Source organism: Pseudomonas sp. YA1 (assembly GCF_058680555.1).
The window spans coordinates 1-25034 of the sequence record NZ_JBZWBG010000016.1 but is presented as its reverse complement, the minus strand read 5'-3'; the positions used below and the strand labels follow the sequence as shown (position 1 = coordinate 25034).

Annotated in this window: 27 protein-coding genes, 1 tRNA gene and 2 pseudogenes; 22 read left to right on the top strand and 8 right to left on the bottom strand. The window is 62.1% G+C overall.

Features of this window, described 5'->3' with window-relative positions; genetic code table 11:
* Window positions 1-36: 36 nt before the first annotated feature.
* Window positions 37-1272, top strand: coding sequence for a YihY family inner membrane protein (locus AC4OR5_RS22070; protein ID WP_058160038.1), 1236 nt, complete (start codon window positions 37-39; stop codon window positions 1270-1272).
* Window positions 1273-1430: 158 nt separating this feature from the next.
* Window positions 1431-1616: a hypothetical protein gene (locus AC4OR5_RS22065; protein WP_003112577.1), complete on the top strand. Its 186-nt coding sequence runs from the start codon at window positions 1431-1433 to the stop codon at window positions 1614-1616.
* A 10-nt stretch (window positions 1617-1626) separates the two neighbouring features.
* On the opposite strand, the gene AC4OR5_RS22060 is transcribed toward AC4OR5_RS22065, so the two are convergent.
* Complete coding sequence (locus AC4OR5_RS22060) at window positions 1627-2010, bottom strand: hypothetical protein (protein WP_003102388.1); 384 nt, start codon at window positions 2008-2010, stop codon at window positions 1627-1629.
* Window positions 2011-2354: 344 nt separating this feature from the next.
* Between AC4OR5_RS22060 and AC4OR5_RS22055 the strand changes: the two genes are divergently transcribed.
* Together AC4OR5_RS22055 and AC4OR5_RS22050 are read left to right on the top strand one after the other, a co-directional pair.
* Window positions 2355-2819, top strand: coding sequence for a TlpA disulfide reductase family protein (locus tag AC4OR5_RS22055; RefSeq protein WP_003102387.1), 465 nt, complete (start codon window positions 2355-2357; stop codon window positions 2817-2819).
* Window positions 2819-3094 (top strand): acylphosphatase, encoded by a 276-nt coding sequence (locus AC4OR5_RS22050; protein WP_003102385.1) that lies wholly within the window; start codon window positions 2819-2821, stop codon window positions 3092-3094. The genes AC4OR5_RS22055 and AC4OR5_RS22050 overlap by 1 nt, the downstream gene beginning before the upstream one ends.
* A 16-nt stretch (window positions 3095-3110) precedes the next feature.
* Here AC4OR5_RS22050 and AC4OR5_RS22045 read toward each other — a convergent pair whose 3' ends face one another.
* Both AC4OR5_RS22045 and AC4OR5_RS22040 read right to left on the bottom strand, forming a co-directional pair.
* Window positions 3111-4067 carry a hypothetical protein gene (locus tag AC4OR5_RS22045; protein WP_003086088.1) on the bottom strand — a complete coding sequence of 319 codons (957 nt, stop codon included), beginning with the start codon at window positions 4065-4067 and terminating at the stop codon, window positions 3111-3113.
* Window positions 4068-4075: 8 nt separating this feature from the next.
* The gene (locus AC4OR5_RS22040; protein WP_003134223.1) at window positions 4076-5791 is read right to left on the bottom strand and encodes a proline--tRNA ligase; all 1716 of its coding nucleotides are present in this window, start codon (window positions 5789-5791) and stop codon (window positions 4076-4078) included.
* Window positions 5792-5898: 107 nt separating this feature from the next.
* Between AC4OR5_RS22040 and AC4OR5_RS22035 the strand changes: the two genes are divergently transcribed.
* Window positions 5899-6306: a PaaI family thioesterase gene (locus AC4OR5_RS22035; protein WP_058160039.1), complete on the top strand. Its 408-nt coding sequence runs from the start codon at window positions 5899-5901 to the stop codon at window positions 6304-6306.
* 63 nt (window positions 6307-6369) lie between these two features.
* Here AC4OR5_RS22035 and AC4OR5_RS22030 read toward each other — a convergent pair whose 3' ends face one another.
* Window positions 6370-7695, bottom strand: coding sequence for an OprD family porin (locus AC4OR5_RS22030; protein ID WP_003109949.1), 1326 nt, complete (start codon window positions 7693-7695; stop codon window positions 6370-6372).
* Between the two features lie 718 nt (window positions 7696-8413).
* Here AC4OR5_RS22030 and AC4OR5_RS22025 point away from each other — a divergent pair.
* Entirely contained in the window at window positions 8414-8842 is a 429-nt protein-coding gene (locus tag AC4OR5_RS22025) for an HIT family protein (protein ID WP_003086095.1), read from the top strand.
* Entirely contained in the window at window positions 8843-9052 is a 210-nt protein-coding gene (locus AC4OR5_RS22020; protein WP_003086099.1) for a SlyX family protein, read from the top strand.
* Window positions 9053-9100: 48 nt separating this feature from the next.
* Here AC4OR5_RS22020 and AC4OR5_RS22015 read toward each other — a convergent pair whose 3' ends face one another.
* Both AC4OR5_RS22015 and AC4OR5_RS22010 read right to left on the bottom strand, forming a co-directional pair.
* Window positions 9101-9715 carry a cold-shock protein gene (locus AC4OR5_RS22015; RefSeq protein WP_003086101.1) on the bottom strand — a complete coding sequence of 205 codons (615 nt, stop codon included), beginning with the start codon at window positions 9713-9715 and terminating at the stop codon, window positions 9101-9103.
* A 213-nt stretch (window positions 9716-9928) separates the two neighbouring features.
* Window positions 9929-10399, bottom strand: a complete 471-nt coding sequence (locus AC4OR5_RS22010) for a Dps family protein (protein ID WP_003086103.1) — start codon at window positions 10397-10399, stop codon at window positions 9929-9931.
* Between the two features lie 439 nt (window positions 10400-10838).
* Here AC4OR5_RS22010 and aspS point away from each other — a divergent pair, with 439 nt between their 5' ends.
* The 15 genes from aspS (at window position 10839) to AC4OR5_RS21935 (ending at window position 22812) form a co-directional block, all read left to right on the top strand.
* Entirely contained in the window at window positions 10839-12614 is a 1776-nt protein-coding gene (aspS, locus tag AC4OR5_RS22005; protein WP_003123218.1) for an aspartate--tRNA ligase, read from the top strand.
* 66 nt (window positions 12615-12680) lie between these two features.
* Window positions 12681-13427, top strand: a complete 747-nt coding sequence (locus AC4OR5_RS22000) for a YebC/PmpR family DNA-binding transcriptional regulator (protein WP_003086107.1) — start codon at window positions 12681-12683, stop codon at window positions 13425-13427.
* Between the two features lie 84 nt (window positions 13428-13511).
* Window positions 13512-14036, top strand: a complete 525-nt coding sequence (ruvC, locus tag AC4OR5_RS21995; RefSeq protein ID WP_003112575.1) for a crossover junction endodeoxyribonuclease RuvC — start codon at window positions 13512-13514, stop codon at window positions 14034-14036.
* A 16-nt stretch (window positions 14037-14052) separates the two neighbouring features.
* Window positions 14053-14658 carry a Holliday junction branch migration protein RuvA gene (ruvA, locus tag AC4OR5_RS21990; RefSeq protein WP_009315344.1) on the top strand — a complete coding sequence of 202 codons (606 nt, stop codon included), beginning with the start codon at window positions 14053-14055 and terminating at the stop codon, window positions 14656-14658.
* Between the two features lie 10 nt (window positions 14659-14668).
* Complete coding sequence (gene ruvB, locus AC4OR5_RS21985; RefSeq protein ID WP_003086123.1) at window positions 14669-15727, top strand: Holliday junction branch migration DNA helicase RuvB; 1059 nt, start codon at window positions 14669-14671, stop codon at window positions 15725-15727.
* 52 nt (window positions 15728-15779) lie between these two features.
* A complete protein-coding gene (gene ybgC / locus AC4OR5_RS21980; RefSeq protein WP_003086124.1) occupies window positions 15780-16226 on the top strand; it encodes a tol-pal system-associated acyl-CoA thioesterase in 447 nt (148 codons plus the stop codon).
* Window position 16227: 1 nt separating this feature from the next.
* Window positions 16228-16923, top strand: coding sequence for a protein TolQ (tolQ, locus tag AC4OR5_RS21975; RefSeq protein WP_003086125.1), 696 nt, complete (start codon window positions 16228-16230; stop codon window positions 16921-16923).
* A gap of 22 nt (window positions 16924-16945) precedes the next feature.
* Window positions 16946-17386, top strand: a complete 441-nt coding sequence (tolR, locus tag AC4OR5_RS21970; RefSeq protein ID WP_003086126.1) for a protein TolR — start codon at window positions 16946-16948, stop codon at window positions 17384-17386.
* A 2-nt stretch (window positions 17387-17388) separates the two neighbouring features.
* Window positions 17389-18432, top strand: a complete 1044-nt coding sequence (gene tolA, locus AC4OR5_RS21965; RefSeq protein ID WP_003117096.1) for a cell envelope integrity protein TolA — start codon at window positions 17389-17391, stop codon at window positions 18430-18432.
* On the top strand, window positions 18429-19727 hold the full coding sequence (gene tolB, locus AC4OR5_RS21960) for a Tol-Pal system beta propeller repeat protein TolB (RefSeq protein WP_003086128.1): 1299 nt from the start codon (window positions 18429-18431) through the stop codon (window positions 19725-19727). The genes tolA and tolB overlap by 4 nt, the downstream gene beginning before the upstream one ends.
* A gap of 52 nt (window positions 19728-19779) precedes the next feature.
* Window positions 19780-20286 (top strand): peptidoglycan-associated lipoprotein Pal, encoded by a 507-nt coding sequence (pal, locus tag AC4OR5_RS21955; RefSeq protein ID WP_003111417.1) that lies wholly within the window; start codon window positions 19780-19782, stop codon window positions 20284-20286.
* A 9-nt stretch (window positions 20287-20295) separates the two neighbouring features.
* Window positions 20296-21120: a tol-pal system protein YbgF gene (gene ybgF, locus AC4OR5_RS21950; RefSeq protein WP_003140772.1), complete on the top strand. Its 825-nt coding sequence runs from the start codon at window positions 20296-20298 to the stop codon at window positions 21118-21120.
* Window positions 21121-21339: 219 nt separating this feature from the next.
* Window positions 21340-21987, top strand: a complete 648-nt coding sequence (gene queE / locus AC4OR5_RS21945) for a 7-carboxy-7-deazaguanine synthase QueE (protein ID WP_023107103.1) — start codon at window positions 21340-21342, stop codon at window positions 21985-21987.
* 15 nt (window positions 21988-22002) lie between these two features.
* Window positions 22003-22677: a 7-cyano-7-deazaguanine synthase QueC gene (gene queC / locus AC4OR5_RS21940; protein WP_003111415.1), complete on the top strand. Its 675-nt coding sequence runs from the start codon at window positions 22003-22005 to the stop codon at window positions 22675-22677.
* A 59-nt stretch (window positions 22678-22736) separates the two neighbouring features.
* Window positions 22737-22812: transfer RNA gene (locus tag AC4OR5_RS21935), tRNA-Lys, on the top strand.
* Between the two features lie 368 nt (window positions 22813-23180).
* Here AC4OR5_RS21935 and AC4OR5_RS21930 read toward each other — a convergent pair.
* Both AC4OR5_RS21930 and AC4OR5_RS21925 read right to left on the bottom strand, forming a co-directional pair.
* A pseudogene (locus AC4OR5_RS21930) lies at window positions 23181-24464 on the bottom strand (site-specific integrase).
* A pseudogene (locus AC4OR5_RS21925) lies at window positions 24461-24918 on the bottom strand (conjugal transfer nickase/helicase domain-containing protein); the annotation flags it as partial. The pseudogenes AC4OR5_RS21925 and AC4OR5_RS21930, both read right to left, overlap by 4 nt.
* Window positions 24919-25034: the final 116 nt, after the last annotated feature.

The following is a 25034-nucleotide window of genomic DNA, read 5'->3' as shown; positions in this document are numbered from 1 at the left end:
AGAGGCGAAGAACCGGCGCGACTTCAAGGAGAGGGCATGCGCGAACATTTCAACGATGGGGTCGAGTTCGCTCGCTTCCTCGCTCATCGCTTCGTCACCGACAAGGCTCCCAACAGCGCGGCGGCGCTGACCTACACCACGTTGTTCGCGGTAGTGCCGATGATGACGGTGATGTTTTCCATGCTTTCGCTGATTCCGGCATTCCATGGCATGGGCGAGTCGATCCAGACTTTCATCTTTCGCAATTTCGTGCCTTCTGCTGGAGAAGCGGTGGAAACCTACCTGAAGAGTTTCACCACCCAGGCCCGGCACCTGACCTGGGTCGGGGTGGTCTTTCTGGCAGTCACCGCCTTCACCATGCTGGTGACCATCGAGAAAGCCTTCAACGAGATCTGGCGGGTTCGCCAGCCACGCCGGGGTGTAGGGCGGTTCCTCCTCTACTGGGCGATCCTCAGCCTGGGCCCATTGTTGCTCGGGGCCGGCTTCGCCGTGACCACCTACATCACTTCGCTGTCGCTGCTCCATGGCCCGGACGCGTTGCCGGGCGCGGAGACGCTGCTGGGGCTGATGCCGCTGGCGTTCAGCGTGGCGGCCTTCACCCTGCTCTATTCGGCGGTCCCGAACGCCCGGGTTCCGGTGCGCCATGCCCTGATGGGCGGCGTGTTCACCGCGGTACTGTTCGAAGCCGCGAAAACCCTGTTCGGGCTGTACGTAAGCCTATTTCCCGGCTACCAGTTGATCTACGGTGCCTTCGCCACCGTGCCTATCTTCCTGTTGTGGATCTATCTTTCCTGGATGATCGTTCTGTTCGGCGCGGTGCTGGTCTGCAATCTCTCTTCTTCCCGTCTCTGGCGGCGGCGCTCGCTGCCCAAGCTGATCGTCCTGCTCGGCGTTCTGAGGGTGTTCCACCAACGCCAGCAGCTTGGACAATCGCTGCGCCTGACCCACTTGCATCGTGCGGGTTGGCTGTTGCCCGAGGATGAGTGGGAGGAACTGCTGGACTTTCTCGAGAAGGAGCAGTTCGTCTGCCGCGCCGGCGGAGGCGAGTGGGTGCTGTGCCGGGATCTTGGCACCTACAGTCTGCACCGCTTGCTGAATCGCTGCCCCTGGCCCATGCCTAGCCGAGAGCGCATGCCTGCGAATCTGGACGAGGCGTGGTATCCGCCGTTCCAGCAGGCCATGGAGCGCTTGCAGGTGGAGCAGGAGGCGCTGTTCGGAGAAAGCCTGGCCCATTGGCTGGCGGACGGAACCTCGGGAGTGAAGGTGACGTAAAGTGTCAGTTTGCGGCGAACGATGTGCATGAGGCGCTGCATTCTGCCGGAGGAATCCCAGCAAGCGCAGGGAAAGCGCTGTTGGCACGCTTCTGGCAAACCCTCGTGTGACAGTCGTTTCACTCCGTAGTTCCGCCGAGGTTCCCGTTCATGCTCCCAATGTCGAACAAGGTCGTCCATTTGCATCACAAGGATGAGCAGGCAGCGCTTGAGCGTTTGAACCGGATTACCGGGCTGCAGTTCAGCAGTTGGCCGGAGTCGCTGGTGCCGGCGCGCAGCGTCAGCGAACCGTCGCCTGAGAAAGCGCGGGACGAACCCCTGCTCGATCAGGTGCGCCAGGGCTGAGCGATCCGGCTCAAGCTTCGGACAGCTGCTGGGTCCTGTTTTCCTGCTCCACCGCTTGTACGAAGAACTCCTCCACGACCAGTCGGGAAAAGGCCGTCGCCGACTTCAGGCGTACCTGCATGTTCTCCACTTTCTGCCGTACGGGTAGACGGGCAATGCCGGAAAGCAGGATGCGTTGCTGGCGGTCGATTCGTCCGTGATCCACCGCCACTTCGCGCTGGCGCCCGCCATCCAGATAGCTGACCACCAGTGATACCAGCAGGTCGCAGGCATCCGGAAGATGTAGCCAGGCGGCAATGTTGTAGTCCGCGACCAGGCCCTCGTGGGCTGTCAGGGTCGGGCGTGCGGCATCCACCAGGTGTGCGGGGACGCTTCCGATCAGATGGTCTTTCATAAGCAGCAGTGTGTCCGTTTAAAAGGGCTTCGGACTCGTCGCTCTCGACTTCTCCCCAAGTCGATCCTGCCGATGCCTGGGCATACGGCCGGTTGAGTCGTCGCGTCGTGTGTGGCACGCGGATTATAGGGGTGGTCCTTTGCGTCAAACTGTGCGGTTCGACGGCGATCGTCGTGACTCTTCTCGCACTTTGTGCCTTGTAGGAAGTATCGGGGCTTCTTCTTCCCATATTCGTCTCCACTCGGTTTTGCAGAGGTGGATGGCTTCCAGTAAGGTCTCGCCATAGTGCCGCGCCGGGTTGCCCTGGTCCGGCCGATGTTTTCCTGACTCGAGAGGTTCCTGACATGGGGAGTTGGCTACGCCCGCTGGGCGCTGCTGCGGTGTTGTTTCTCGCGGGCTGTTCGGCGGATTACGGAGTCGACCAGGACGGGCGTCCTGTCGCTGCGGAGCAGTTGGACGGGCATTGGCTGGTGGTCAATTACTGGGCTGACTGGTGCGCGCCCTGCCGGACCGAGATTCCGGAGATGAATCGCCTTGCGCAGGTGCTGGAAGGGCAGGGCGGGCGCGTCATTGGCGTGAATTTCGATGGCTTGCGCGATGCCGAGTTGAAGAAGTCGGCCGATGGCATGGGGATTCGCTTCACCGTGCTGGCCGATGATCCGGCGCCTCGCTTCAAGCTCCCTCGCAGCGAAGCGTTGCCTGTCACCTATATCGTCGATGCTCGGGGGGAAATGCGTCAGCGTCTGCTGGGCGAGCAGACGGCCGATGGCATATTGAAACAGCTCGAGGCTTTGCGGGAGGGACGCTGATGGCGAGGATCTGCTTGCATGCCTATGTCGGCGGCCGGGTACAGGGCGTCGGTTTCCGTCAGGCGACCCGGGAAGAGGCTGATCGCCTCGAACTCGACGGTTGGGTGCGAAACCTGGATGACGGGCGTGTCGAGGTCGTCTGGGAGGGCGAGGAGGACCGGGCGAAAGCCCTGGAGCGATGGCTGGGGCGGGGCCCGCGGCACGCGGAGGTCTCTGCGGTCGAGGTCGAGCAAATGCCGCTGCAGGGGATCGCTGGCTTCGTCGTCCGTCGCTGACGAGGCGAGTTCGCCGTCAGGGCGTCTCGCCAGGGTCCGCGGCCAGGCGTCCGGCATCCCGGAGCAGGGCATGCATGAACTGCTGCTGCAGTTCGGGGTCGTTGCGCGTGAGTTCGATCAGGCTCTGTTCCAGTTCGCTGGCTTCTTCTTCCAGGCCCAGCTCCGCGAGGCGTTTCACCCGGTGGACCCAGTGGTGGACGTCATCGCCTTCCAGGTCGTCATAGATCAGGGCGTGAGCTTCCAGGAGCTTGCCGCGCAGGCTGCGGCTGACGCGGAGGCTGGCATCGGCGCGGGTACCATCCTGCGGGTCGCTCACCGAAAGATGTATCTGCGAGATGCGGCTGATGTCCTGTTCGGCGAAGGGGCTGTCAAGCAGGTTGAGGCGCAGCACGCCATGACGGTCGGTAAGCAGTTCGTTGAGTTCCTTGCCGGAACTGACCATGACCGGACGCTCCGCCCAGGGCAGGCTGGAGTACTCCAGGCGCTTGTCGCGCTGTTTCTCGTCGATGCTCGCGAGATTCTGTTCGGCGCGACCGTTGGATTCCACGTTCATGAACGGATTCACCCCGGCCAGTCCGTAGTTGATCCAGCCGTGGGTGATGTTGTCCGGTACGCTGCCGAAGGTCACCACGTTGACGATGTTCGCTCCGACGCCGGCCACCAGCGCCACCGCGCCCAACGGGATCTCGTAGATCTCCCGCCAGGCCTGGTACGGCGTATAGCGGTCGTAACGGCGCGTCACCTCGAACTCGGTGACCTCGAAGGACTTCTGGTCGTTGATCCGGACCCGGCGCTGCGGCAGTTCGAGCACATCGGGCTGGCCGACATCGACTTGCAGGGTGTGTTCGAGCAGCTTCCGCTCGACGCGCTCCTCATGCTCGCTACGCTGCGGCAACTGGTTGGCGCAGCCGCTCAGCAGAAGGCCGCCGCACAGGGCGGCGGCGAATAGGCGCAGGGGTCTTCCGGTGGGCATCGTTACGCTCAGCGGCTGAGTTTTTCGGTGATGAACGACATCAGTTCGCCGATCGGCAGGTTCTGCGACTCGCTGTCACGGCGGCCCTTGTATTCCAGGACGCCTTCGTTGAGGCCGCGGTCGCTGATCACGATGCGGTGGGGAATGCCGATCAGCTCCATGTCGGCGAACTTCACCCCGGGGCTGGTCTTCTTGTCGCGATCATCCAGCAGCACTTCGAAACCGGCTGCGGTCAGCTCGGCATAGAGCTTGTCGGTCGCCTGCTTGACGCTCTCGGTTTCGTACTTCAGCGGTACCAGGGCGATCTGGAACGGCGCCAGTGCGCTTGGCCAGAGAATGCCACGCTCGTCATGGTTCTGTTCGATGGCGGCGGCGACCACGCGGGATACGCCGATGCCGTAGCAGCCCATGATCAGGTTGACCGGCTTGCCCTGTTCGCTCAGGACGTTCAGCTTCATCGCTTCGCTGTACTTGGTGCCAAGCTGGAAGATATGACCGACCTCGATGCCGCGCTTGATCACCAGGGTGCCCTTGCCGTCCGGGCTGGGGTCGCCTTCGACGACATTGCGCAGGTCGGCGACCTCGGGCAGCGGCAGGTCGCGCTCCCAGTTCACGCCGAAGTAGTGCTTGTCCTCGATGTTGGCGCCAGCGGCGAAATCGCTCATCAGGGCGACGGAGCGGTCGACGATGCAGGCGATCGGCAGGTTGACCGGGCCCAGCGAGCCGGGGCCGGCGCCGATGGCGGCACGGATCTCGGCCTCCGAAGCGAATACCAGCGGGCTGGCGACCAGCGGCTGGTTGGCGGCCTTGATTTCGTTGAGCTCGTGATCGCCGCGGACGATCAGGGCGACCAGCGTGCCTTCTTCGGCGCCATGCACCACCAGGGTCTTGATGGTTTTCTCGATCGGTAGCTGGAAGCCGTCCACCAGGGCCGCGATGGTCTTGATGTTGGGCGTGTCGACCAGGCGCATGTCCTCGGTGGCGCTGCCGCGGGCGCTCTCGCGCGGCACGGCTTCGGCCTTCTCGATGTTCGCGGCGTAGTCGGAGCTGTCGCTGAAGACGATATCGTCCTCGCCGGAGTTGGCCAGCACGTGGAACTCATGGGAGTCGCTGCCGCCGATGGAGCCGTTGTCGGCTTGCACGGGACGGAAATCCAGGCCGAGGCGGGAGAAGATCTTGCTGTACGCCTGGTACATCCCGTCGTAGGTCTGCTGCAGCGAGTCCTGGCTCAGGTGGAAGGAATAGGCGTCCTTCATGATGAATTCGCGTCCGCGCATCAGGCCGAAGCGCGGGCGGATCTCATCGCGGAATTTGGTCTGGATCTGATAGAAGTTGATCGGCAGTTGCTTGTAGCTGTTCAGCTCGTTGCGCGCGAGGTCGGTGATCACTTCTTCGTGGGTCGGGCCTACGCAGAATTCGCGCTCGTGGCGGTCCTTCAGGCGCAGCAGCTCAGGGCCGTATTGCTCCCAGCGCCCCGACTCCTGCCACAGCTCGGCCGGCTGCACCGCCGGCATCAGCACTTCCAGGGCGCCGGCAGCGTTCATTTCCTCGCGGACGATGGTCTCGACCTTGCGCAGTACCCGCAGGCCCATTGGCAGCCAGGTGTAGAGACCCGAGGCCAGGCGACGGATCATGCCGGCGCGAAGCAGCAGTTGATGGCTGATTACCACCGCGTCGGCGGGGGTTTCTTTGAGCGTGGAAAGCAGATACTGACTGGTACGCATCTTTGGCCGTTATGTCGGTTGTATCGGGAGGAATGGCTGGGCATTGTACGGTGCCGGTCTGGCTGCGTACAGGGCGCCGGCCATCGATGATGAGGAGTCAGCAGGCAATGAACGCGGCGCAGGTACAGGCGTTGATCCGCATGGGGCTGCCCATGGCCGAGGACATCGATTTTCGTGTCGAGCGTCTCGACGAACGACATGCGCTGGCGCGCATACCTTTTCACGGCAAGCTGGTGCGTCCCGGTGGAACGTTGTCCGGCCCGACCATCATGGCGCTGGCCGACGCGGTGATGTACGCGGTCATTCTCGGGCGTCTCGGGGCGGTCGAGATGGCCGTGACCTCGAACCTGAACATCAACTTCCTCAGCAAGCCCAGGCCCGAGGACCTGTTGGCCGAGGCGAGCATCCTCAAGCTGGGGCGGCGCCAGGTCGTCTGCGAGGTCGGAGTGTTTTCGCAGAGTAATGAGGAAGACCTGGTGGCCCATGTGACCGGTACCTACGCCCTTCCTTTATAGGCGCGTTGCCGCCGAGAAGAAAAAACCCGGCGATGCCGGGTTTTTTCGTTGCCTGTCGGTCGATTACAGGATCGACAGCGGATAGTCGACGATCAGGCGGAACTCGTTCTGGTCGCCTTCACCCTCGTCGGCATTGGCGCGGTGCCAGGCCTGGCGGATACGGAACGACAGGTCCTTGGCCGGGCCGGCCTGGACGACGTACTTGGCTTCCAGGTTGGTCTCGTGGTGCTTGCCGTCCTCGCCGTACAGGCCCGCGTAGGAGGAACTGGAGTCGACCTTGGTGCCGTCGATGTCCTTACCGTTGATGTAACGAACCATGAAGGTCAGGCCGGGAACGCCGTAGGAGGCCATGTTCAGGTCGTAGCGGGCCTGCCAGGATTTCTCGCCGGGGCCGTTGAAGTCGGAGTACTGCACGGAGTTGGCGAGGAAAATCGAGTCACCGCCGCCGCCGGAACCGTTCTCGCCGAAGCCGATGTAGTCGAACGGCTCGTCGCCATGCACCTGCTGGTAGGCCAGGGTGAAGGTGTGCGCGTCCAGGGTGTACGCGCCGGCCAGGGACCAGGCGGTGTTGCTGATGTCGCCGGCCTTGGCTTTGCCTTCATCGGTGGTGCGGTAGATGTTGAAGTCGAAGCCCAGCGACTGGTCGGATGCCAGCGGGATTGTGTAGTTGGTGTTCAGGTAATACTGGCGATAGATGTCTTTCAATTCGGCGCCATACAGGGAGGCGCTGAGATTGTCGGTGATCGCGTAGCGGCCGCCGGCGAAGTCCGCGCTCTTGGCGGTCTGGCCTGCATAGGTTGCGTAGAGTTCGCCGCGCGACTTGGTGGTGGTGCCCTGCTTGCCTTCGGTGAAGTGGCCCGCTTCGAGATCGAGCCCTTCGAATTCACTGCTCTGCAGTTGGAAGCCGGTCGCGGTCTGCGGGAACAGGCGGCTGCCGCCGGCGGCGAAGACCGGCGCGGTAGGTTGCATTTCGCCCCACTTCAGCATGGTCTTGGAAATGCGCACCTTCAGGGCGCCGCCAGCGCGGCTGTAGTCGTCGCGCGGCTTGCCGTCGTTCATCACCGGCAGGTTGCCGGTGCCGGTCTTGTCCGAGGTACCGTCGAGCTTCAGGCCCAGGTAGCCGAAGGCATCGACGCCGAAGCCCACGGTGCCTTGAGTGAAGCCGGATTCGTAGGTGGTGAGGAAGCCCTGGGTCCAATCGACGCGATCGCCCCGACCTTCCTTGCCGTCACGGTTGAAATAGTAGTTGCGGAGCAGCAGGTCGAGGCTGCTGTCTTCGATGAACCCCTTCGCTTCGGCCTGATCGCTGACGAATGCGTCGGCCACGGCGAACTGAGTGCTACCTGCGGAAACCGCCAGTGCAATGGCGCTCCACTTCATCACTTTCATTGTGATTGCTCCTTTGGTTTTGAAATTATCTCTGCCATCACAGTGCCGCAGTGACGGCTAGTTCTTCTTGTCGGCGCTAACTTATAGCACGCAGTGTTTCTTGGCGATAGTTGAGGTTTCGAAGCGACGGATTCTTTACGGTGTTGTCGCAAAATTGCATGACGTATGTCGCATCTGCGTAGGTGAGCAGTTGAAAAAATGACGTATGTCGCGGGCTTGGTCACTCTTGTTGAGGTCGCTTCTCAAGTCGCTTTTCCCGATTGGCGGGGTCTTGTAATAAAAATGTCATGTTCCGTGCGACCCCTCTTACTGTGATGAAAGAGGTATAAGCAAACTCCGTGCACAAATTGGAAAACGGCTTCGCCTATGTATTCCAGTTGGTCTCTGCGAGAGCGAAACTATTCTGTTTGAAAGCAAACGAATCATGCCTTGAAACCTGTTTGTAATCCGTCTGCTTCAAGGGTTGGTTGCCATCGAGTTGTCTGTGGCGAATGCGTTTGTATCCACGGCATGTCTCCTGTTCGGCGTCGCGCTGTATTCATTCGACCGGCATCTTATGGGGCGTTCGGCTGGAGAGGCGCGCCAAGCTGGGGCGGGCGGATGTGCGGGCTTGCTTTGGCCGGGCGGCGAAGTATCCTGCGCGGCAGTTACGGCGGGTCCCTTCTCGGAAGGAGGGGCTAAGCTGTCCATGAATGACGGTCGAACAGGAGAGGTCAGTATGTTCGCTTTGGATCCCCGGCTGGAGCAGGACACCCTGTTGCTCGGCGACTTTCCCCTCAGCCGCCTGCTGCTGATGAACGATGCCCGCTATCCGTGGTTCATCCTGGTGCCGAGGCGGGAGGATGTCACCGAGCTGTTCCAGCTCGATGTCGATGACCAGCAGGCGCTGTGGCGCGAGGCCACGCTGCTGGCAGAGGTGCTCAAGGACACCTTCCGTGCGGACAAGATGAATGTCGCTAACCTGGGCAATGTGGTCAGCCAGCTCCACATGCACGTGATCGTCCGGCGACGTGGCGACGACGCCTGGCCCGGCCCTGTCTGGGGGCGCCATCCGGCTCAGCCTTATTCTTCCGAGCAGGTCGAGGCGATCCGCGGCAAGTTGCGGATGGTGCTGACCGACGGCTTCCGTTTTGCCGGGGAGGCCTAGATGGAGCTGGACGCGCGCATGGATGACCTGGAATGCCGCCAGGCTTTCCAGGATGACACTTTGCAGGCTCTCAACGATGTGGTGGTCGAGCAGCAGCGCAGCATTGAGCGACTGCAGCTTCAGGTCGCGGCATTGATCAAGCGTCTGGAAGACGTCCAGGGGCTGGTGGGCGAGGCGGGGGAAGACGAAGCGCCTCCTCCCCATTATTGAATGCACAAAAAACCCGCCGTTCGGCGGGTTTTCTGTTTTTCGCGGCGGTCAGCGGCGGGAGGCGATTACGTCTTCCGCCTGCAGGCCCTTGTCCCGTTGTACCACCGAGAACTCCACGCGCTGGCCTTCGATGAGGATGCGGTGGCCTTCGCCGCGAATCGCTCGGAAGTGGACGAAGATGTCCTCGCCCGAATCGCGGGAAATGAAGCCGAAACCTTTTGAGGTGTTGAACCACTTCACGGTACCGGTCTCCCGGTTGCCGCTGTCCTGGCTGCCGCCGAGGGCCGTCGGGGCGCTGGCGCTGCGCGAGACCGGTTTGCCGGGCTTCAGGCTGCCCGCCAGTTGCAGGGCCGTGGCCAGCACCAGGCTTAGCAGGGGCAGGACGATCGCCGGCTGGTCGGCGATGGTCGGCAGCGGCGCCAGCAGGATCAGTGCCTGCAGGACGACGCCCAGGACCAGCAGGGCGGCTGCGCCGGCCTGCAGCGGGCGGGTTGGATGTGACGATTGCAGTACGGGAGCGAAGAGCAGGTTGATCAGGCCCAGAATGGCCAGGTAGATGGCATCGGGATGTTGCAGGAAGGGTGTGGCTTCGGTTCTTAGGCTGGGAATGAAGGACAGCAATAGGGCGGCGACGCCCGTGACCAGAAGGACGATTTTCAACATGTCAATGAGTTCACCTTGATGGGGTAACGATCAAGTAGCCGGACAGCGCTTCGGTGCATGAAACGAAAGGTGCGGAAGGACGGCCGGCCTATGCGTGTGACGCACGGCGGCTATTTAACAGGAAAGCAGGAGGCTACTCAAATCAAGCGGTTGGCGCCGGAGGGGAGGGCGGGGCCCTGAGGCGGGCCCCGCTTTCTATCGAGCGATCGACGATCAGCTGGCGAGAAGGCTGCGCAACATCCAGGCGGTCTTTTCATGTACCTGCATGCGTTGGGTGAGCAGGTCGGCGGTGGGTTCGTCGCTGACCTTGTCCAGCAGCGGGAAGATGCTGCGGGCGGTGCGCACCACGGCTTCCTGGCCCTGGACCAGTTGCCGGATCATCTCCTCGGCTTCCGGCACGCCTTCCTCTTCCTTGATGGACGACAGGCGGGCGTAGGCGGCGTAGGTGCCGGGCGCCGGGAAGCCCAGGGCCCGGATGCGCTCGGCGATGTCGTCCACGGCAACGGCCAGTTCGGTGTACTGGCCTTCGAACATCAGGTGCAGCGTATTGAACATCGGGCCGGTGACGTTCCAGTGGAAGTTGTGGGTTTTCAGGTAGAGGGTGTAGGTGTCGGCCAGTAGCCGCGACAGGCCCTCGGCAATGGCTGCGCGATCCTGTTCGCCGATTCCGATATTGATTTCCATGGCGTTCTCCTTTCAGTCGGCCTTGTGAATGGGGCACTCCGAAACAGTTGGAGTGAGGCTAACACAGGGTTTTTCCCAGCGCTCTTGGTCTATGTCAAAGGCGGCGATAGGGAGAGTCTATTCCGACTGCCCGGCCAAGCGAATGGTTCGCAGGGGGCGGCGAAATGCTTCCGTTCAACGGCCTGGCTTCCCGCGTGACAGGCCGGCGGGGCTGGCTGCAAGCCATGGATTTTTCAGGCTATAATCCCCGCCTTCAATGCGAAGTGGGCCCGGATGCGGGTGCTTCGCCGTTGCCGTTCACCGGGCAGCGCGGGCGATGTCCTTCCGGGGGCGTACCGATGGTTCCGGTGCTCGGTCAGGGCCGGCGAGAGCCCGGCAATGGTCGCCAGGCAGCCGGCGGCTCCACAGAATCCAAGACTTACGAGAAGCGAACCACACCATGATGCGCAGCCACTATTGCGGCCAACTGAACGAGAGCCTGGACGGCCAGGAAGTCACACTTTGCGGTTGGGTTCACCGCCGCCGCGACCATGGTGGAGTGATCTTCCTCGATGTGCGCGATCGCGAGGGGCTGGCCCAGGTGGTGTTCGATCCGGACCGTGCGGAAACCTTCGCCAAGGCCGACCGGGTGCGCAGCGAGTTCGTGGTGAAGATCACCGGCAAGGTGCGCCTGCGCCCTGAAGGCGCGCGCAACCCGAACATGGCGTCTGGCTCCATCGAGGTACTGGGCTACGAACTGGAAGTGCTGAACCAGGCCGAGACTCCGCCGTTCCCGTTGGATGAATACTCCGATGTGGGCGAGGAAACCCGCCTGCGCTACCGCTTCATCGACCTGCGTCGTCCGGAGATGGCCGCCAAGCTGAAGCTGCGCGCGCGCATCACCAGCAGCATTCGCCGCTACCTGGACGACAACGGCTTCCTCGACGTCGAGACCCCGATCCTCGGCCGGCCGACGCCGGAAGGCGCGCGCGACTACCTGGTGCCGAGCCGTACCTACCCGGGACACTTCTTCGCCCTGCCGCAGTCGCCGCAGCTGTTCAAGCAACTGCTGATGGTCGCCGGCTTTGATCGCTACTACCAGATCGCCAAGTGCTTCCGTGACGAGGACCTGCGTGCCGACCGCCAGCCGGAATTCACCCAGATCGACATCGAGACCAGCTTCCTCGACGAGAGCGACATCATCGGCATCACCGAGAAGATGGTGCGCCAGCTGTTCAAGGAAGTGCTGGACGTCGAGTTCGACGAGTTCCCGCACATGCCGTTCGAAGAGGCCATGCGCCGCTACGGTTCGGACAAGCCCGACCTGCGCATCCCGCTGGAGTTGGTGGACGTCGCCGACCAGTTGAAGGAAGTGGAGTTCAAGGTCTTCTCCGGTCCGGCCAACGATCCGAAGGGGCGTGTCGCCGCCCTGCGTGTACCGGGCGCCGCCTCCATGCCGCGCAGCCAGATCGACGACTACACCAAGTTCGTCGGCATCTATGGTGCCAAGGGCCTGGCCTACATCAAGGTCAACGAGCGCGCCAAGGGCGTGGAAGGTCTGCAGTCGCCGATCGTGAAGTTCATCCCCGAGGCCAACCTGAACGTGATCCTCGATCGCGTTGGCGCGGTCGACGGGGACATCGTGTTCTTCGGCGCCGACAAGGCCAAGATCGTTTGCGATGCCCTGGGCGCGCTGCGTATCAAGGTCGGCCATGACCTCAAGCTGCTCACCCGGGAGTGGGCGCCCATGTGGGTCGTGGACTTCCCGATGTTCGAGGAGAACGACGACGGCTCGCTGTCCGCGCTGCACCACCCGTTCACCTCGCCCAAGTGCACCCCGGCCGAGCTTGAGGCCAATCCGGGCGCGGCGCTTTCCCGCGCCTACGACATGGTGCTCAACGGCACCGAGTTGGGTGGCGGTTCCATCCGCATCCACGACAAGTCCATGCAGCAGGCGGTGTTCCGCGTGCTGGGCATCGACGAGGCGGAGCAGGAAGAGAAGTTCGGCTTCCTGCTCGACGCGCTCAAGTACGGTGCGCCGCCGCATGGCGGCCTGGCCTTCGGCCTGGATCGCCTGGTCATGCTGATGACCGGTGCATCGTCGATCCGCGAAGTGATCGCCTTCCCGAAGACCCAGAGCGCTGGCGACGTCATGACCCAGGCACCGGGTTCCGTGGACGGCAAGGCCCTGCGCGAGCTGCACATTCGCCTGCGCGAGCAGCCGAAGGCCGAGTGATTCGAATCAACCCGCGGTGGCGCCGCTTGCGGCGCCTCCTGCCGAGAGAGCAATACGGAGTGAGTTATGGCTGGTCATTCTAAATGGGCCAACATCAAGCACCGCAAAGAGCGGCAAGATGCCAAGAAAGGCAAGATCTTCACCAAGCTGATCCGTGAGCTGACCGTCGCTGCAAGGCAGGGCGGCGGCGTACCGGCGGACAACCCGCGTCTGCGCCTGGCCGTGGACAAGGCGCTGACCGCCAACATGACCCGCGATACCATCGATCGTGCCATTGCGCGCGGCGTCGGCTCCAACGATGCCGACAACATGGTCGAGCTTTCCTATGAAGGCTATGCGCCGAGCGGCGTAGCGATCATCGTCGAGGCGATGACCGACAACCGCAACCGTACCGCTGCGGAAGTGCGTCATGCCTTCAGCAAGTGTGGCGGCAACCTGGGTACCGATGGTTCGGTCGCCTACATGTTCGAGCGCAAGGGACAGATCAGCTTCGCTCCCGGCGTGGACGAGGAAGCGCTGATGGACGCGGCCCTGGAGGCTGGCGCCGATGACGTGGTAGTCAACGACGATGGCTCCATCGACGTGTTCACCACCTTCGCCGACTTCATTTCGGTGAACGAGGCGCTGGCCGCCGCTGGATTCAAGGGCGACGAAGCCGAAGTCACCATGATCCCTTCGACCACCGCGACCCTGGACCTGGAAACCGCGCAGAAGGTGCTCAAGCTGATCGACATGCTCGAGGACCTGGACGACGTGCAGAACGTCTATTCCAATGCCGATATCCCGGACGACGTGATGGCGCAGCTCGGCTGAGCCGATCGGAGCGATAACGCGAAGCCGGAAGTGGGGTACGCTTGACGCGTTCGAACCCCGCTTCCGGCTTTTAGTATCCAGCTTATGACTTTGATTCTAGGGATTGACCCGGGCTCGCGCATCACCGGCTTCGGCGTGGTGCGGGAAACGGCGCGCGGTTGCGAATACGTGGCGTCCGGATGCATACGGACCGGTAATGGCCCCTTGCACGAGCGTCTGCACGTGGTGTTTCGCAGCGTCCGCGAGGTGATCCGCACCCATGGCCCGACGGCCCTGAGCATCGAGCAGGTGTTCATGGCGCGCAACGCCGATTCGGCCCTGAAGCTGGGGCAGGCGCGGGGGGCGGCCATCGTCGCGGCAATGGAGGAGGGGTTGAGCGTGGCGGAGTACACCGCCTCGCAGGTCAAGCAGGCAGTCGTGGGGACCGGCGGTGCAGACAAGCAGCAGGTGCAGATGATGGTCATGCATCTGTTGAAGCTGACCCAGAAACCGCAGATCGATGCCTCCGATGCCCTGGCCATCGCCCTGTGTCATGCCCATACCCAACAGAGTCTGGTCCCCCATGGCCTGGTGGGCGCACGCCGACGTGGCGGGCGCCTGCGTCTTTGAATAAGGAAAGCTCTTCGTGATCGGACGCTTGCGTGGCACCCTGGCGGAGAAACAGCCGCCGCACCTGATCCTCGATGTGAATGGCGTCGGCTATGAAGTGGAAGTGCCGATGACGACCCTCTATCGGTTGCCTTCGGTAGGCGAGCCGGTGACCTTGCATACCCATCTGGTTGTGCGTGAGGATGCGCACTTGCTCTATGGCTTCGCCGAAAAGCGCGAGCGAGAGCTGTTCCGTGAGCTGATCCGACTCAACGGCGTGGGTCCGAAACTGGCTCTGGCGCTGATGTCGGGCCTGGAAGTGGACGAACTGGTGCGTTGCGTCCAGGCACAGGACACTTCCACCCTGGTGAAGATCCCCGGTGTTGGCAAGAAGACCGCCGAGCGCCTGCTGGTGGAGTTGAAGGACCGCTTCAAGGCTTGGGAAAACATGCCCACGATTGCACCGTTGGTGATGGAACCCCGTGGCAGCGCTACAGTCTCAAGCGCCGAGGCCGATGCAGTCAGCGCGCTGATCGCCCTCGGCTTCAAGCCACAGGAAGCCAGTCGTGCCGTCGCAGCCGTACCGGGAGAGGATTTGTCCAGCGAAGAAATGATCCGCCAGGCCCTGAAGGGCATGGTCTAGGTGGCGCCCGATGATCGAGCCTGATCGCCTCATATCCGCCGTTTCCGGTCGCGAACGCGATGAGCAGTTGGACCGCGCCATTCGCCCACTGAAGCTGGCCGACTACATCGGCCAGCCCAGCGTGCGCGAGCAGATGGAGCTGTTCATCCATGCCGCGCGCGGCCGCCAGGAGGCGCTCGACCATACGCTGATCTTCGGTCCGCCGGGGCTGGGCAAGACGACCCTGGCGAATATCATCGCCCAGGAAATGGGCGTTTCCATCAAGAGTACTTCCGGGCCGGTGCTCGAGCGTCCCGGCGATCTCGCCGCGTTGCTGACCAACCTGGAGGCCGGCGACGTCCTGTTCGTCGACGAGATCCACCGTCTTTCGCCCATCGTCGAAGAAGTGCTGTATCCGGCCATGGAAGATTTCCAGTTGGACATCATGATCGGCGAAGGGCCCGCGGCCCGCTCCATCAAGCTGGACCTGCCGCCGTTCACCCTGGTCGGCGCGACCACTCGTGCCGGCATGCTGACCAATCCACTGCGCGATCGCTTCGGTATCGTCCAGCGCCTGGAGTTCTACAACGTCGAGGACCTGGCGACCATCGTCAGTCGGTCGGCCGGCATTCTCGGCCTGGAGATCGAGCCGCAGGGCGCGGCGGAAATCGCCAAGCGCGCCCGCGGTACGCCGCGAATCGCCAATCGCCTGCTGCGCCGGGTACGCGACTTCGCCGAGGTCCGGGGGCAGGGCGACATTACCCGGGTGATCGCCGACAAGGCATTGAACCTGCTCGATGTCGACGAGCGTGGCTTCGACCACCTCGACCGTCGTCTGTTGCTGACCATGATCGACAAGTTCGATGGCGGGCCTGTAGGAATCGACAACTTGGCTGCGGCGTTGAGCGAGGAGCGGCACACGATCGAAGATGTACTGGAGCCCTATCTGATCCAGCAGGGCTACATCATGCGGACACCGCGGGGACGCGTGGTAACACGCCATGCGTACCTGCACTTTGGCCTGAATATTCCGAAAAGGTTGGGGCCGGGGGTGACGACGGATCTGTTCACGTCTGAAGATGGTAATTAATTGCATTTGTGGGCGATTGCCGATTGGCAAAGCCGGGACTTGGTTCTAGAGTATGCGCGCGCAACACGGGGGAAAGCCGTTCCAGCAGCGTTTCCGGGTCTATTACGAGGACACGGATGCCGGCGGCATCGTCTATTACGTCAACTATCTCAAGTTCATGGAACGGGCTCGGACCGAGCGGCTGCGAGCTTTGGGGTTCGCCCAATCGCAACTGGTCGGCGACAATCTGCTGTTCGTCGTGCACTCCGCCGAGGCGCGTTACCACGCCCCGGCCAAGCTCGACGATGAACTGCTTGTCAGCGCCGAGGTCGAGGAGTTGAACCGGGCGAGCCTGAAGTTTCGTCAACAGGTTCGTCGAGCGTCGGACTCCGTCCTGCTCTGCGAGGGGCGGTTCCTGGTGGCGTGCGTGCGAGCGGACACCCTGAAGCCACGTGCTATCCCCGAAACGTTGCGTGCGGCTTTTGCCGGAAGCCCGGATTCTTTTTCAGCAGGAGATTAAAGTGGAACCGAACGTCGTCGACCATACCTCCATGTGGAGCCTGATCAGCAACGCCAGTATCGTGGTGCAGCTGGTCATGCTGACCCTCGTGGCCGCCTCGGTCACATCCTGGATCATGATTTTCCAGCGCGGTAACGCCATGCGCGCCGCCAAGAAGGCACTGGATGCCTTCGAAGAACGCTTCTGGTCGGGCATCGACCTGTCCAAGCTGTACCGCCAGGCCGGTAGCAATCCGGACCCGGACTCCGGCGTCGAGCAGATCTTCCGTGCCGGCTTCAAGGAGTTTTCCCGTCTGCGCCAGCAGCCCGGCGTCGATCCCGATGCGGTGATGGAGGGCGTGGCGCGCGCCATGCGTGTGGCCATCTCCCGTGAGGAGGAGAAACTCGAGGCCAGCCTGCCGTTCCTGGCAACCGTCGGCTCCACCAGCCCGTACGTCGGCCTGTTCGGTACCGTCTGGGGTATCATGAATTCCTTCCGTGGCCTGGCCACCGTGCAGCAGGCTACCCTGGCCACCGTCGCCCCGGGTATCGCCGAAGCGCTGATCGCCACCGCCATCGGCCTGTTCGCCGCGATCCCCGCGGTCATCGCCTACAACCGCTTCTCCGCACGTTCTGAGATGCTGATCGGTCGTTACTACACCTTCGCCGACGAGTTCCAGGCCATCCTGCACCGCAAGGTGCACACCAGCGACGACTAAGACGACTGAGAGGTAAGCCGATATGGCAAGGGTTCGTCACAAGCGCAAGCCGGTCGCGGAAATGAACGTGGTGCCTTACATCGACGTGATGCTGGTACTGCTGGTGATTTTCATGGTGACCGCACCGATGCTCAACCAGGGGGTCAAGGTCGACCTGCCGAAGGTGTCCAGCGAGGCGTTGCCTCAGGACAACAACAAGCAGGTCCTGACCCTTTCGGTGAAGGCTGACGGTTCCTATTACTGGAACGTCGGCAGCGAAGTGGATACTGAAAAACAGACCGATAGTGCCGTGTCGTTGGAACAGATGACCGATGCAGTCACCAAGATCATGAGTGCCCGTCCGGACACCCAGGTATTCATCCGCGGCGACAAGGCGGTGAACTATGGTGCGGTGGTTGGCGCCATGGGTGCCTTGCAGCAGGCCGGTGTGCCCAACGTCGGGTTGATTACCGAGGCCCCCTGATCTTGAAGCAACAGTTCGAGCGCTCGCCTTCCGAGAGTTATTTCTGGCCCGTCGTCCTGGCGGTGGTCCTGCACGTTCTGATCTTCGCCATGCTGTTCGTCAGCTGGGCGTTTGCTCCGGAGCTTCCTCCCTCCAAGCCGATCGTGCAGGCCACGCTCTACCAGCTCAAGTCGAAGAGCCAGGCGACGACCCAGACCAACCAGAAGATCGCTGGCGAGGCGAAGAAGACCGCCTCCAAGCAATACGAAGTCGAGCAGCTCGAACAGAAGAAGCTCGAGCAGCAGAAACTCGAGCAACAAAAGCTGGAACAGCAGCAGGTCGCTGCTGCGAAAGCGGCGGAACAAAAGAAGGCTGACGAGGCTCGAAAGGCCGAGGCCCAGAAAGCCGCCGAGGCGAAGAAGGCCGATGAAGCCAAGAAAGCTGCCGAGGCCAAGGCCGCCGAACAGAAGAAGCAGGCTGACATAGCCAAGAAGCGCGCCGAGGACGAGGCCAAGAAAAAGGCCGCTGAGGACGCCAAGAAAAAGGCAGCCGAGGACGCGAAGAAGAAAGCGGCCGAGGAGGCCAAGAAGAAGGCTGCTGCGGAAGCGGCGAAGAAGAAAGCCGCCGTCGAGGCCGCCAAGAAAAAGGCCGCCGCCGCTGCCGCGGCAGCCCGCAAGGCTGCCGAGGACAAGAAGGCGCAGGCGTTGGCCGAGTTGCTTTCGGATACGACCGAGCGCCAGCAGGCCCTGGCCGACGAGGTGGGCAGCGAGGTCACCGGCAGTCTCGACGACCTGATCGTCAACCTGGTGAGCCAGCAGTGGCGGCGTCCTCCATCGGCGCGTAATGGAATGAGCGTAGAAGTACTGATCGAAATGCTGCCGGACGGTACCATCACCAATGCCAGCGTCAGCCGTTCGAGTGGCGACAAGCCTTTCGACAGTTCGGCGGTGGCGGCGGTGCGCAACGTCGGCCGTATTCCCGAGATGCAGCAATTGCCGCGGGCTACCTTCGACAGCCTGTATCGTCAGCGCCGCATCATCTTTAAACCGGAGGATTTGAGTCTGTGAGTACCCTGATTCGCATTGCGCTGTTCGCCCTGGCCCTGGTGGCAGGTGCTGCGCAGGCTGCCGACCCGCTGGTGATCTCCAGCGGTAACGACCGTGCCATTCCCATCGCCGTGGTGCCGTTCGGCTTCCAGGGGGGCAACGTGTTGCCGGAAGACATGTCCAATATCATCGGCAACGACCTGCGCAACTCCGGCTACTTCGAGCCGCTGCCCCGGCAGAACATGATCAGCCAGCCGGCGCAGGCCAGCGAAGTGATCTTCCGTGACTGGAAGGCAGTTGGCGTCAACTACGTGATGGTCGGCAACATCGTACCTGCCGGCGGACGCCTGCAGGTGCAGTACGCATTGTTCGATGTCGGCACCGAGCAGCAGGTCCTGACCGGCAGCGTGACCGGCAGCACCGATCAGCTCCGCGACATGTCGCACTACATCGCCGACCAGTCGTTCGAGAAGCTCACCGGTATCAAGGGCGCGTTCTCCACCAAGATGCTCTATGTCACCGCCGAGCGTTTCTCGGTCGACAACACCCGCTACACCTTGCAGCGCTCCGACTACGACGGCGCCCGCCCGGTGACCCTGCTGCAGTCGCGCGAGCCCATCGTGTCGCCGCGCTTCTCGCCCGATGGCCGCCGTATCGCCTATGTCTCCTTCGAACAGAAGCGGCCGCGTATCTTCATCCAGTACGTCGATACTGGCCGTCGTGAGCAGATCACCAATTTCGAGGGCCTGAATGGCGCTCCGGCATTCTCCCCTGACGGCAACCGCCTGGCCTTCGTCCTGTCGCGCGACGGCAACCCGGAAATCTACGTCATGGACCTTGGCAGCCGCGCCCTGCGCCGCCTGACCAACAACCTGGCGATCGATACCGAACCTTTCTGGGGCAAGGACGGCTCTACCCTGTACTTCACCTCGGACCGTGGCGGCAAGCCGCAGATCTACAAGATGAACGTGAACAGCGGTGCCGTGGACCGGGTAACCTTCATCGGCAACTACAACGCCAACCCGAAACTCTCGGCCGACGAGAAGACTCTGGTAATGGTTCACCGCCAGCAGGGCTACACCAACTTCCAGATCGCCGCCCAGGACCTCCAGCGCGGCAATCTGCGGGTGCTGTCGAACACCACTCTGGACGATTCGCCCACTGTTGCGCCCAATGGCACCATGCTAATCTACGCCACCCGCCAGCAGGACCGGGGCGTGCTGATGCTCGTATCCATCAACGGACGCGTACGGATACCTCTCCCTACCGCTCAGGGCGATGTGCGCGAGCCTTCCTGGTCCCCTTACCTGAACTGACGGTCGCCAACGGTTACAAACTTATACACTGGGGTTCATTAGGAGTTACATGATGGAAATGCTGAAATTCGGCAAATTTGCTGCGCTGGCTCTGGCCATGGCTGTGGCTGTGGGTTGCTCCTCCAAGGGCGGCGATGCTTCCGGTGAAGGTGCCAATGGCGGCGTCGACCCGAACGCAGGCTATGGCGCCAACAGCGGTGCCGTTGACGGCAGCCTGAGCGACGAAGCCGCTCTGCGTGCGATCACCACCTTCTACTTCGAGTACGACAGCTCCGACCTGAAGCCGGAAGCCATGCGCGCTCTGGACGTACACGCGAAAGACCTGAAAGGCAGCGGTCAGCGCGTAGTGCTGGAAGGCCACACCGACGAACGCGGCACCCGCGAGTACAACATGGCTCTGGGCGAGCGTCGTGCCAAGGCCGTTCAGCGCTACCTGGTGCTGCAGGGCGTTTCGCCGGCCCAGCTGGAACTGGTTTCCTACGGTAAAGAGCGTCCGGTCGCCACCGGCCACGACGAGCAGTCCTGGGCTCAGAACCGTCGCGTCGAGCTGAAGAAGTAAGAAGTCGTTATGCCCAAGCACCTGCGTGTCCTGACGTTCCTCGCGCTCAGCCTGCCATTCGCGGCCTGGGCGGAAGTTCCTGTGTATGACGGCGTTGCCGCCAACAATGGCGGCAACGTTCCTCCTTCCGGGTATGGCACGGCAGGTGCCGGCGGCGCCTTTGCCGGAGGTGGGGTGACAACCCCCACCTCCGTGCAGGGCGAACTGTTCATGCAGCTCCAGCAGATGCAGGACGAATTGGCTCGCCTGCGTGGCACGCTCGAGGAACAGCAGAACCAGATCCAGCAGCTCAAGCAGGAAAGCCTGGAACGCTACCAGGACCTCGACCGTCGGATTTCCGGTGGTGGCGCTCCCGCTGCACAGAATTCCGCACCCGCTGGCGCCATCAACGCCAATGGGGCGCCTGCGGCTCCCGCAGGCAACAACGCACCGGCGCCGAGTAGCGAGCCGGGCGACCCGGCGAAGGAGAAGCTCTACTACGACGCGGCCTTCGACCTGATAAAGAGCAAGGATTTCGACAAGGCGAGCCAGGCGTTCAATGCCTTCTTGCGCAAGTACCCGAACAGCCAGTACTCCGGCAACGCCCAGTACTGGCTCGGCGAGGTGAACCTGGCCAAGGGCGACCTGCAAGGTGCCGGCCAGGCTTTCGCGCGGGTCAGCCAGAGCTACCCCAGCAGCCAGAAGGTGCCTGACTCGCTGTACAAGCTGGCGGACGTCGAGCGTCGCCTGGGTAACAACGACAAGGCCAAGGGCATCCTCCAGCAGGTCATTTCCCAGTACCCGGGCACTTCGGCCGCCCAACTGGCGCAGCGCGACCTGAAGAACCTTCGCTGATCCCGTTCCCGATGAACAAACCCGCGCCTGTCGCGGGTTTTTTCGTTAGAATCGGCGCCCCCGTGAAGCTGCATGGTTTCAGCTCGGCTGATCTTCGTGCCTCTCCACGCGAGACCTTCCGGGATTTCGAGTGCCACGACAGGATACGTTCCGTGGCGCCCCTTCATTTACCGCAACGGAGGCGGACGACCTGTTCAGTCGTCACGCCCGTGGCTGAATATGCAACAGACCCTGCGCATCACCGAGATTTTCTACTCGTTGCAGGGGGAAACACGTACCGCCGGCTTGCCGACGGTCTTCGTGCGCCTGACCGGCTGCCCCCTGCGCTGTCACTATTGCGATACCGCCTATGCCTTCAGCGGCGGCGACGTCGTTAGCCTGGACGCTATTCTCGAGCGGGTTGCCGCCTACAAGCCCCGCTACATCTGCGTGACCGGCGGGGAGCCGCTGGCCCAGCCGAATTGCATTTCTCTGCTGGAGCGGCTCTGCGACGCCGGCTACGAGGTTTCCCTGGAAACCAGCGGGGCCCTCGATGTGTCACGGGTCGACCCGCGCGTAAGCAAGGTTCTCGACCTCAAGACGCCGGGATCTGGCGAGGTCGGACGCAACCGATACGAAAATATCCCGTTGCTGACCGACAACGATCAGGTGAAGTTCGTCGTCTGTTCGCGAGAGGACTACGACTGGGCGGTATCCAAGCTGATCGAGTACCGCCTCGACCAGCGTGCCGGTGAAGTCCTGTTCTCGCCGAGCCACCATCAGGTCAGCGCGCGAGAACTGGCCGATTGGATCGTGGCCGACAACCTGCCGGTCCGCCTGCAATTGCAACTGCACAAGATTCTCTGGAACGACGAACCGGGCCATTGAGACGAGGAATCCATCATGAACCAGAAGAAAGCGGTCATCCTGCTCTCCGGCGGCCTCGACTCCGCCACCGTTGTCGCCATGGCCAAGGCCGACGGCTACGCCTGCTACACCATGAGTTTCGACTACGGCCAGCGCCATCGCGCCGAGCTGCAGGCCGCCGAGCGCGTGGCCCGGCAGTTGGGCGTGATCGAGCACAAGGTGATAGGGCTCGACCTCAATGGCATGGGCGGCTCGGCATTGACCGACGAGAGCATCGCGGTGCCCGAGTCGCCTAGCGAAGGTATACCGGTGACTTACGTGCCCGCGCGCAATACGGTGTTTCTCTCGCTCGCCCTGGGCTGGGCCGAGGTCCTGGATGCCCGTGACATCTTCATCGGTGTGAATGCGGTGGATTACTCTGGTTATCCGGATTGTCGCCCTGAGTTCGTCGAGGCTTTCGAGCGCATGGCGAACCTGGCAACCAAGGCGGGCGTGGAAGGCAATGGCTTCCGCATCCAGGCGCCGCTGCAGTATCTGTCCAAGGCGCAGATCATCCAGGCGGGCGTGGCGCGTGGGGTGGATTACGGCCTGACGGTGTCCTGTTATCAAGCCGATGAGCAGGGACGTGCGTGCGGCAAATGCGATAGCTGCCGGCTGCGTGCGGATGGCTTCGCGGCGGCTGGTATTTCCGACCCGACGCCATATTTCTGAAAAAAATTCGCGAGAGGTGTTGTTTTTACGTTAGAAATCAGTATTATACGCCTCGCGTTGGGTCGTTAGCTCAGTCGGTAGAGCAGTTGGCTTTTAACCAATTGGTCGTAGGTTCGAATCCTACACGACCCACCATTTTCCAAGGGGCGAGTTGCGTAGGTCTAGGAAGGGGGTGTTGCACCGTTCTAGCCTTGCAGCCGTCTGGGCCGAACATTAGGCCCGCATTGACGTGATGTCAATATGGAATAGCCCGCCTTTATAGGTGGGCTTTTCTGTTTCTAAGGCCCTGAAACCATTCTGCAGGCGTAGCAATGCGCCCCCGACGTAATCAGCGATTACAGAGGGTACTGTGGTATTGGCCTTGAAATTGCGCGGCTCTGCCAGCATGCCGGCGCTGGAATCCAGGCGCTCTCGGTAATTCCAAATTTTTCCTACAGGCCTAGCGATCTGCTGGGAGGCGCGGCTACCTTTCGTCCGGTAGCCGGCCCTCAGTACCGGTATCGCTAGGCGAGATTGCTTCGGGCGGCAGATCCCCATCCGCCTGTTCCGCTTGTTGCAGCGGGAGCCGCGGATGCCGAGGCGGCACGGTTCGATAAGTGTTGAGCCATCAGAGTGAACAGCACGCTTTGCTCGAAGGTGTCAGGTGGCTGTGGTAGCGCTTCTGCTTCCCACGCGGTTGGACCTCCCTGAATGCCTGTCCCTGGCGTGTGCTCCCTTGGTTCTGCAGGCTCTGTCCTGGCCTCCGGTGGCGGCGCTTCACTCACTCGAGCGAGAGGTTGCCCGCATGGCTTCGGTTTGGCAGAGGCTTGCGGGGAGCCGCTGTAATCCACCTTCCTGACATTCTCCAGCGCGCCTTGGGCCAGGCTTCTAGCATGCAGCACGGCACGCATGTGATCGTAGTCGGCCTCGATGTAGCTCATCGTGGTCTGGATATTCGAGTGGTTGAGCAGGCACTTCGTGAGGTGGATGTTCCGCTCGGGTGCCTTCATCAAGTCGGTGGCCAGGGTGTGCCGGAAACGGTGCGGGGTCATCCGCACCCCAACCTTCTCGGTCAACTTCCGGTACATGGCTTCGACCTGGTCGGAGTTCATCACCTTGCTCTTGTAGTGCGGTGAGAACCGGTTGACGTTGAACAACTGGTCGTCATCGGCGAATCCGGCTCTATCGGCTTCTTGCAGGAGCCTCGATAGGTGAGGCACAAGCCCCTCCGTTATCGGCACTACGAACTCTTTGTGAGTCTTCTCAGTCTCGCCGCGGATGAGGATCAGTTGATTATCCCAGTCGATGTCGCGCTTGCGGATGCACAGCAGCGCATTCAACCGGATGCCGGTGTAGTAGAAGACCTCGAACGTGCAAAGCCAGAACCAGGCGGGTGTGATCCGTGCGCGTTCGCCGGTGCAGCGCTCTGCGCCGTCCTGCATGTTGAGCCAATTGCGGGCGCGCAGGATGGCTTCGGCGGCGACGGTTTTGCTTGCTCGCCTGGGGGGAATGACGGTGGTCTTTCTGAACGGGTTGACTTGGGAGTGTGTCACCAGCTCGTGCTCGATGGCATAGCCTCAGATCGTTCGCAGATGATTCGAATACGTGTTCCAGCTCCGCTTCGACAGGCCTTGTTCCAGTACCTTGTGCCGCCATCCCAGGACAGCCCGGTGGTCCACGTCCTGTACGGTTGCCGTAGGACCAAAGTGCTTGAGCAGCGCCTTGGTCGCGGCGCGGTAGATCTTCGCGCTGGCTTCCCGGAGATCGTGCGCGAAGATGTACTCCTCGGTGAGCTGCTGCGGCGTCATTCCACACCTCCTTCGGCATCGGTGATGACCGTGAGGCTTGGGTTGTCCAGAGGCTGCTCAGGGAACAGCAATTTGGGATCCTGGAGCAGGTAGGCCTTGAGCTCTTTCGTCTTGCGAGGACCAGAAACCTTAATGGTCCAGATGTTCAGGTTTTTACTGGTCTTTCGGTGAAGACCTTGTTTCTCGAAAGCGCGCTGTACCAGCTTCCAGCCGGCGGTCTCCTTGGCCTGGGCCAGCTTTTCAACCTCCGGATGCTCCTGGACATAACGCTTGAAGATTCCTGGCGTGACCAGCATGGCGGTCCCGTCGACGTATGCACCAAAGCCTTGGTGTCGTTGATGAACAGGCGACGGGCCGCGATGCCAGATTTCATCCAGCCAACGAATCCCTGTCCCAGATCAGTGCTTCTGCTAGGCATAAATACATCTTCAATTGCTTCAGGAGCGCAATCTGTAGTGGTCAACCCATCCCGGACAGTGGGTTGAGTTTTTCTTCGGCCACCGCAGGTGGTAACCCGTCGTTGAATTGATGCGGCCTGATCCAGTTGTAGCGGTGCATCAAGTAATGACT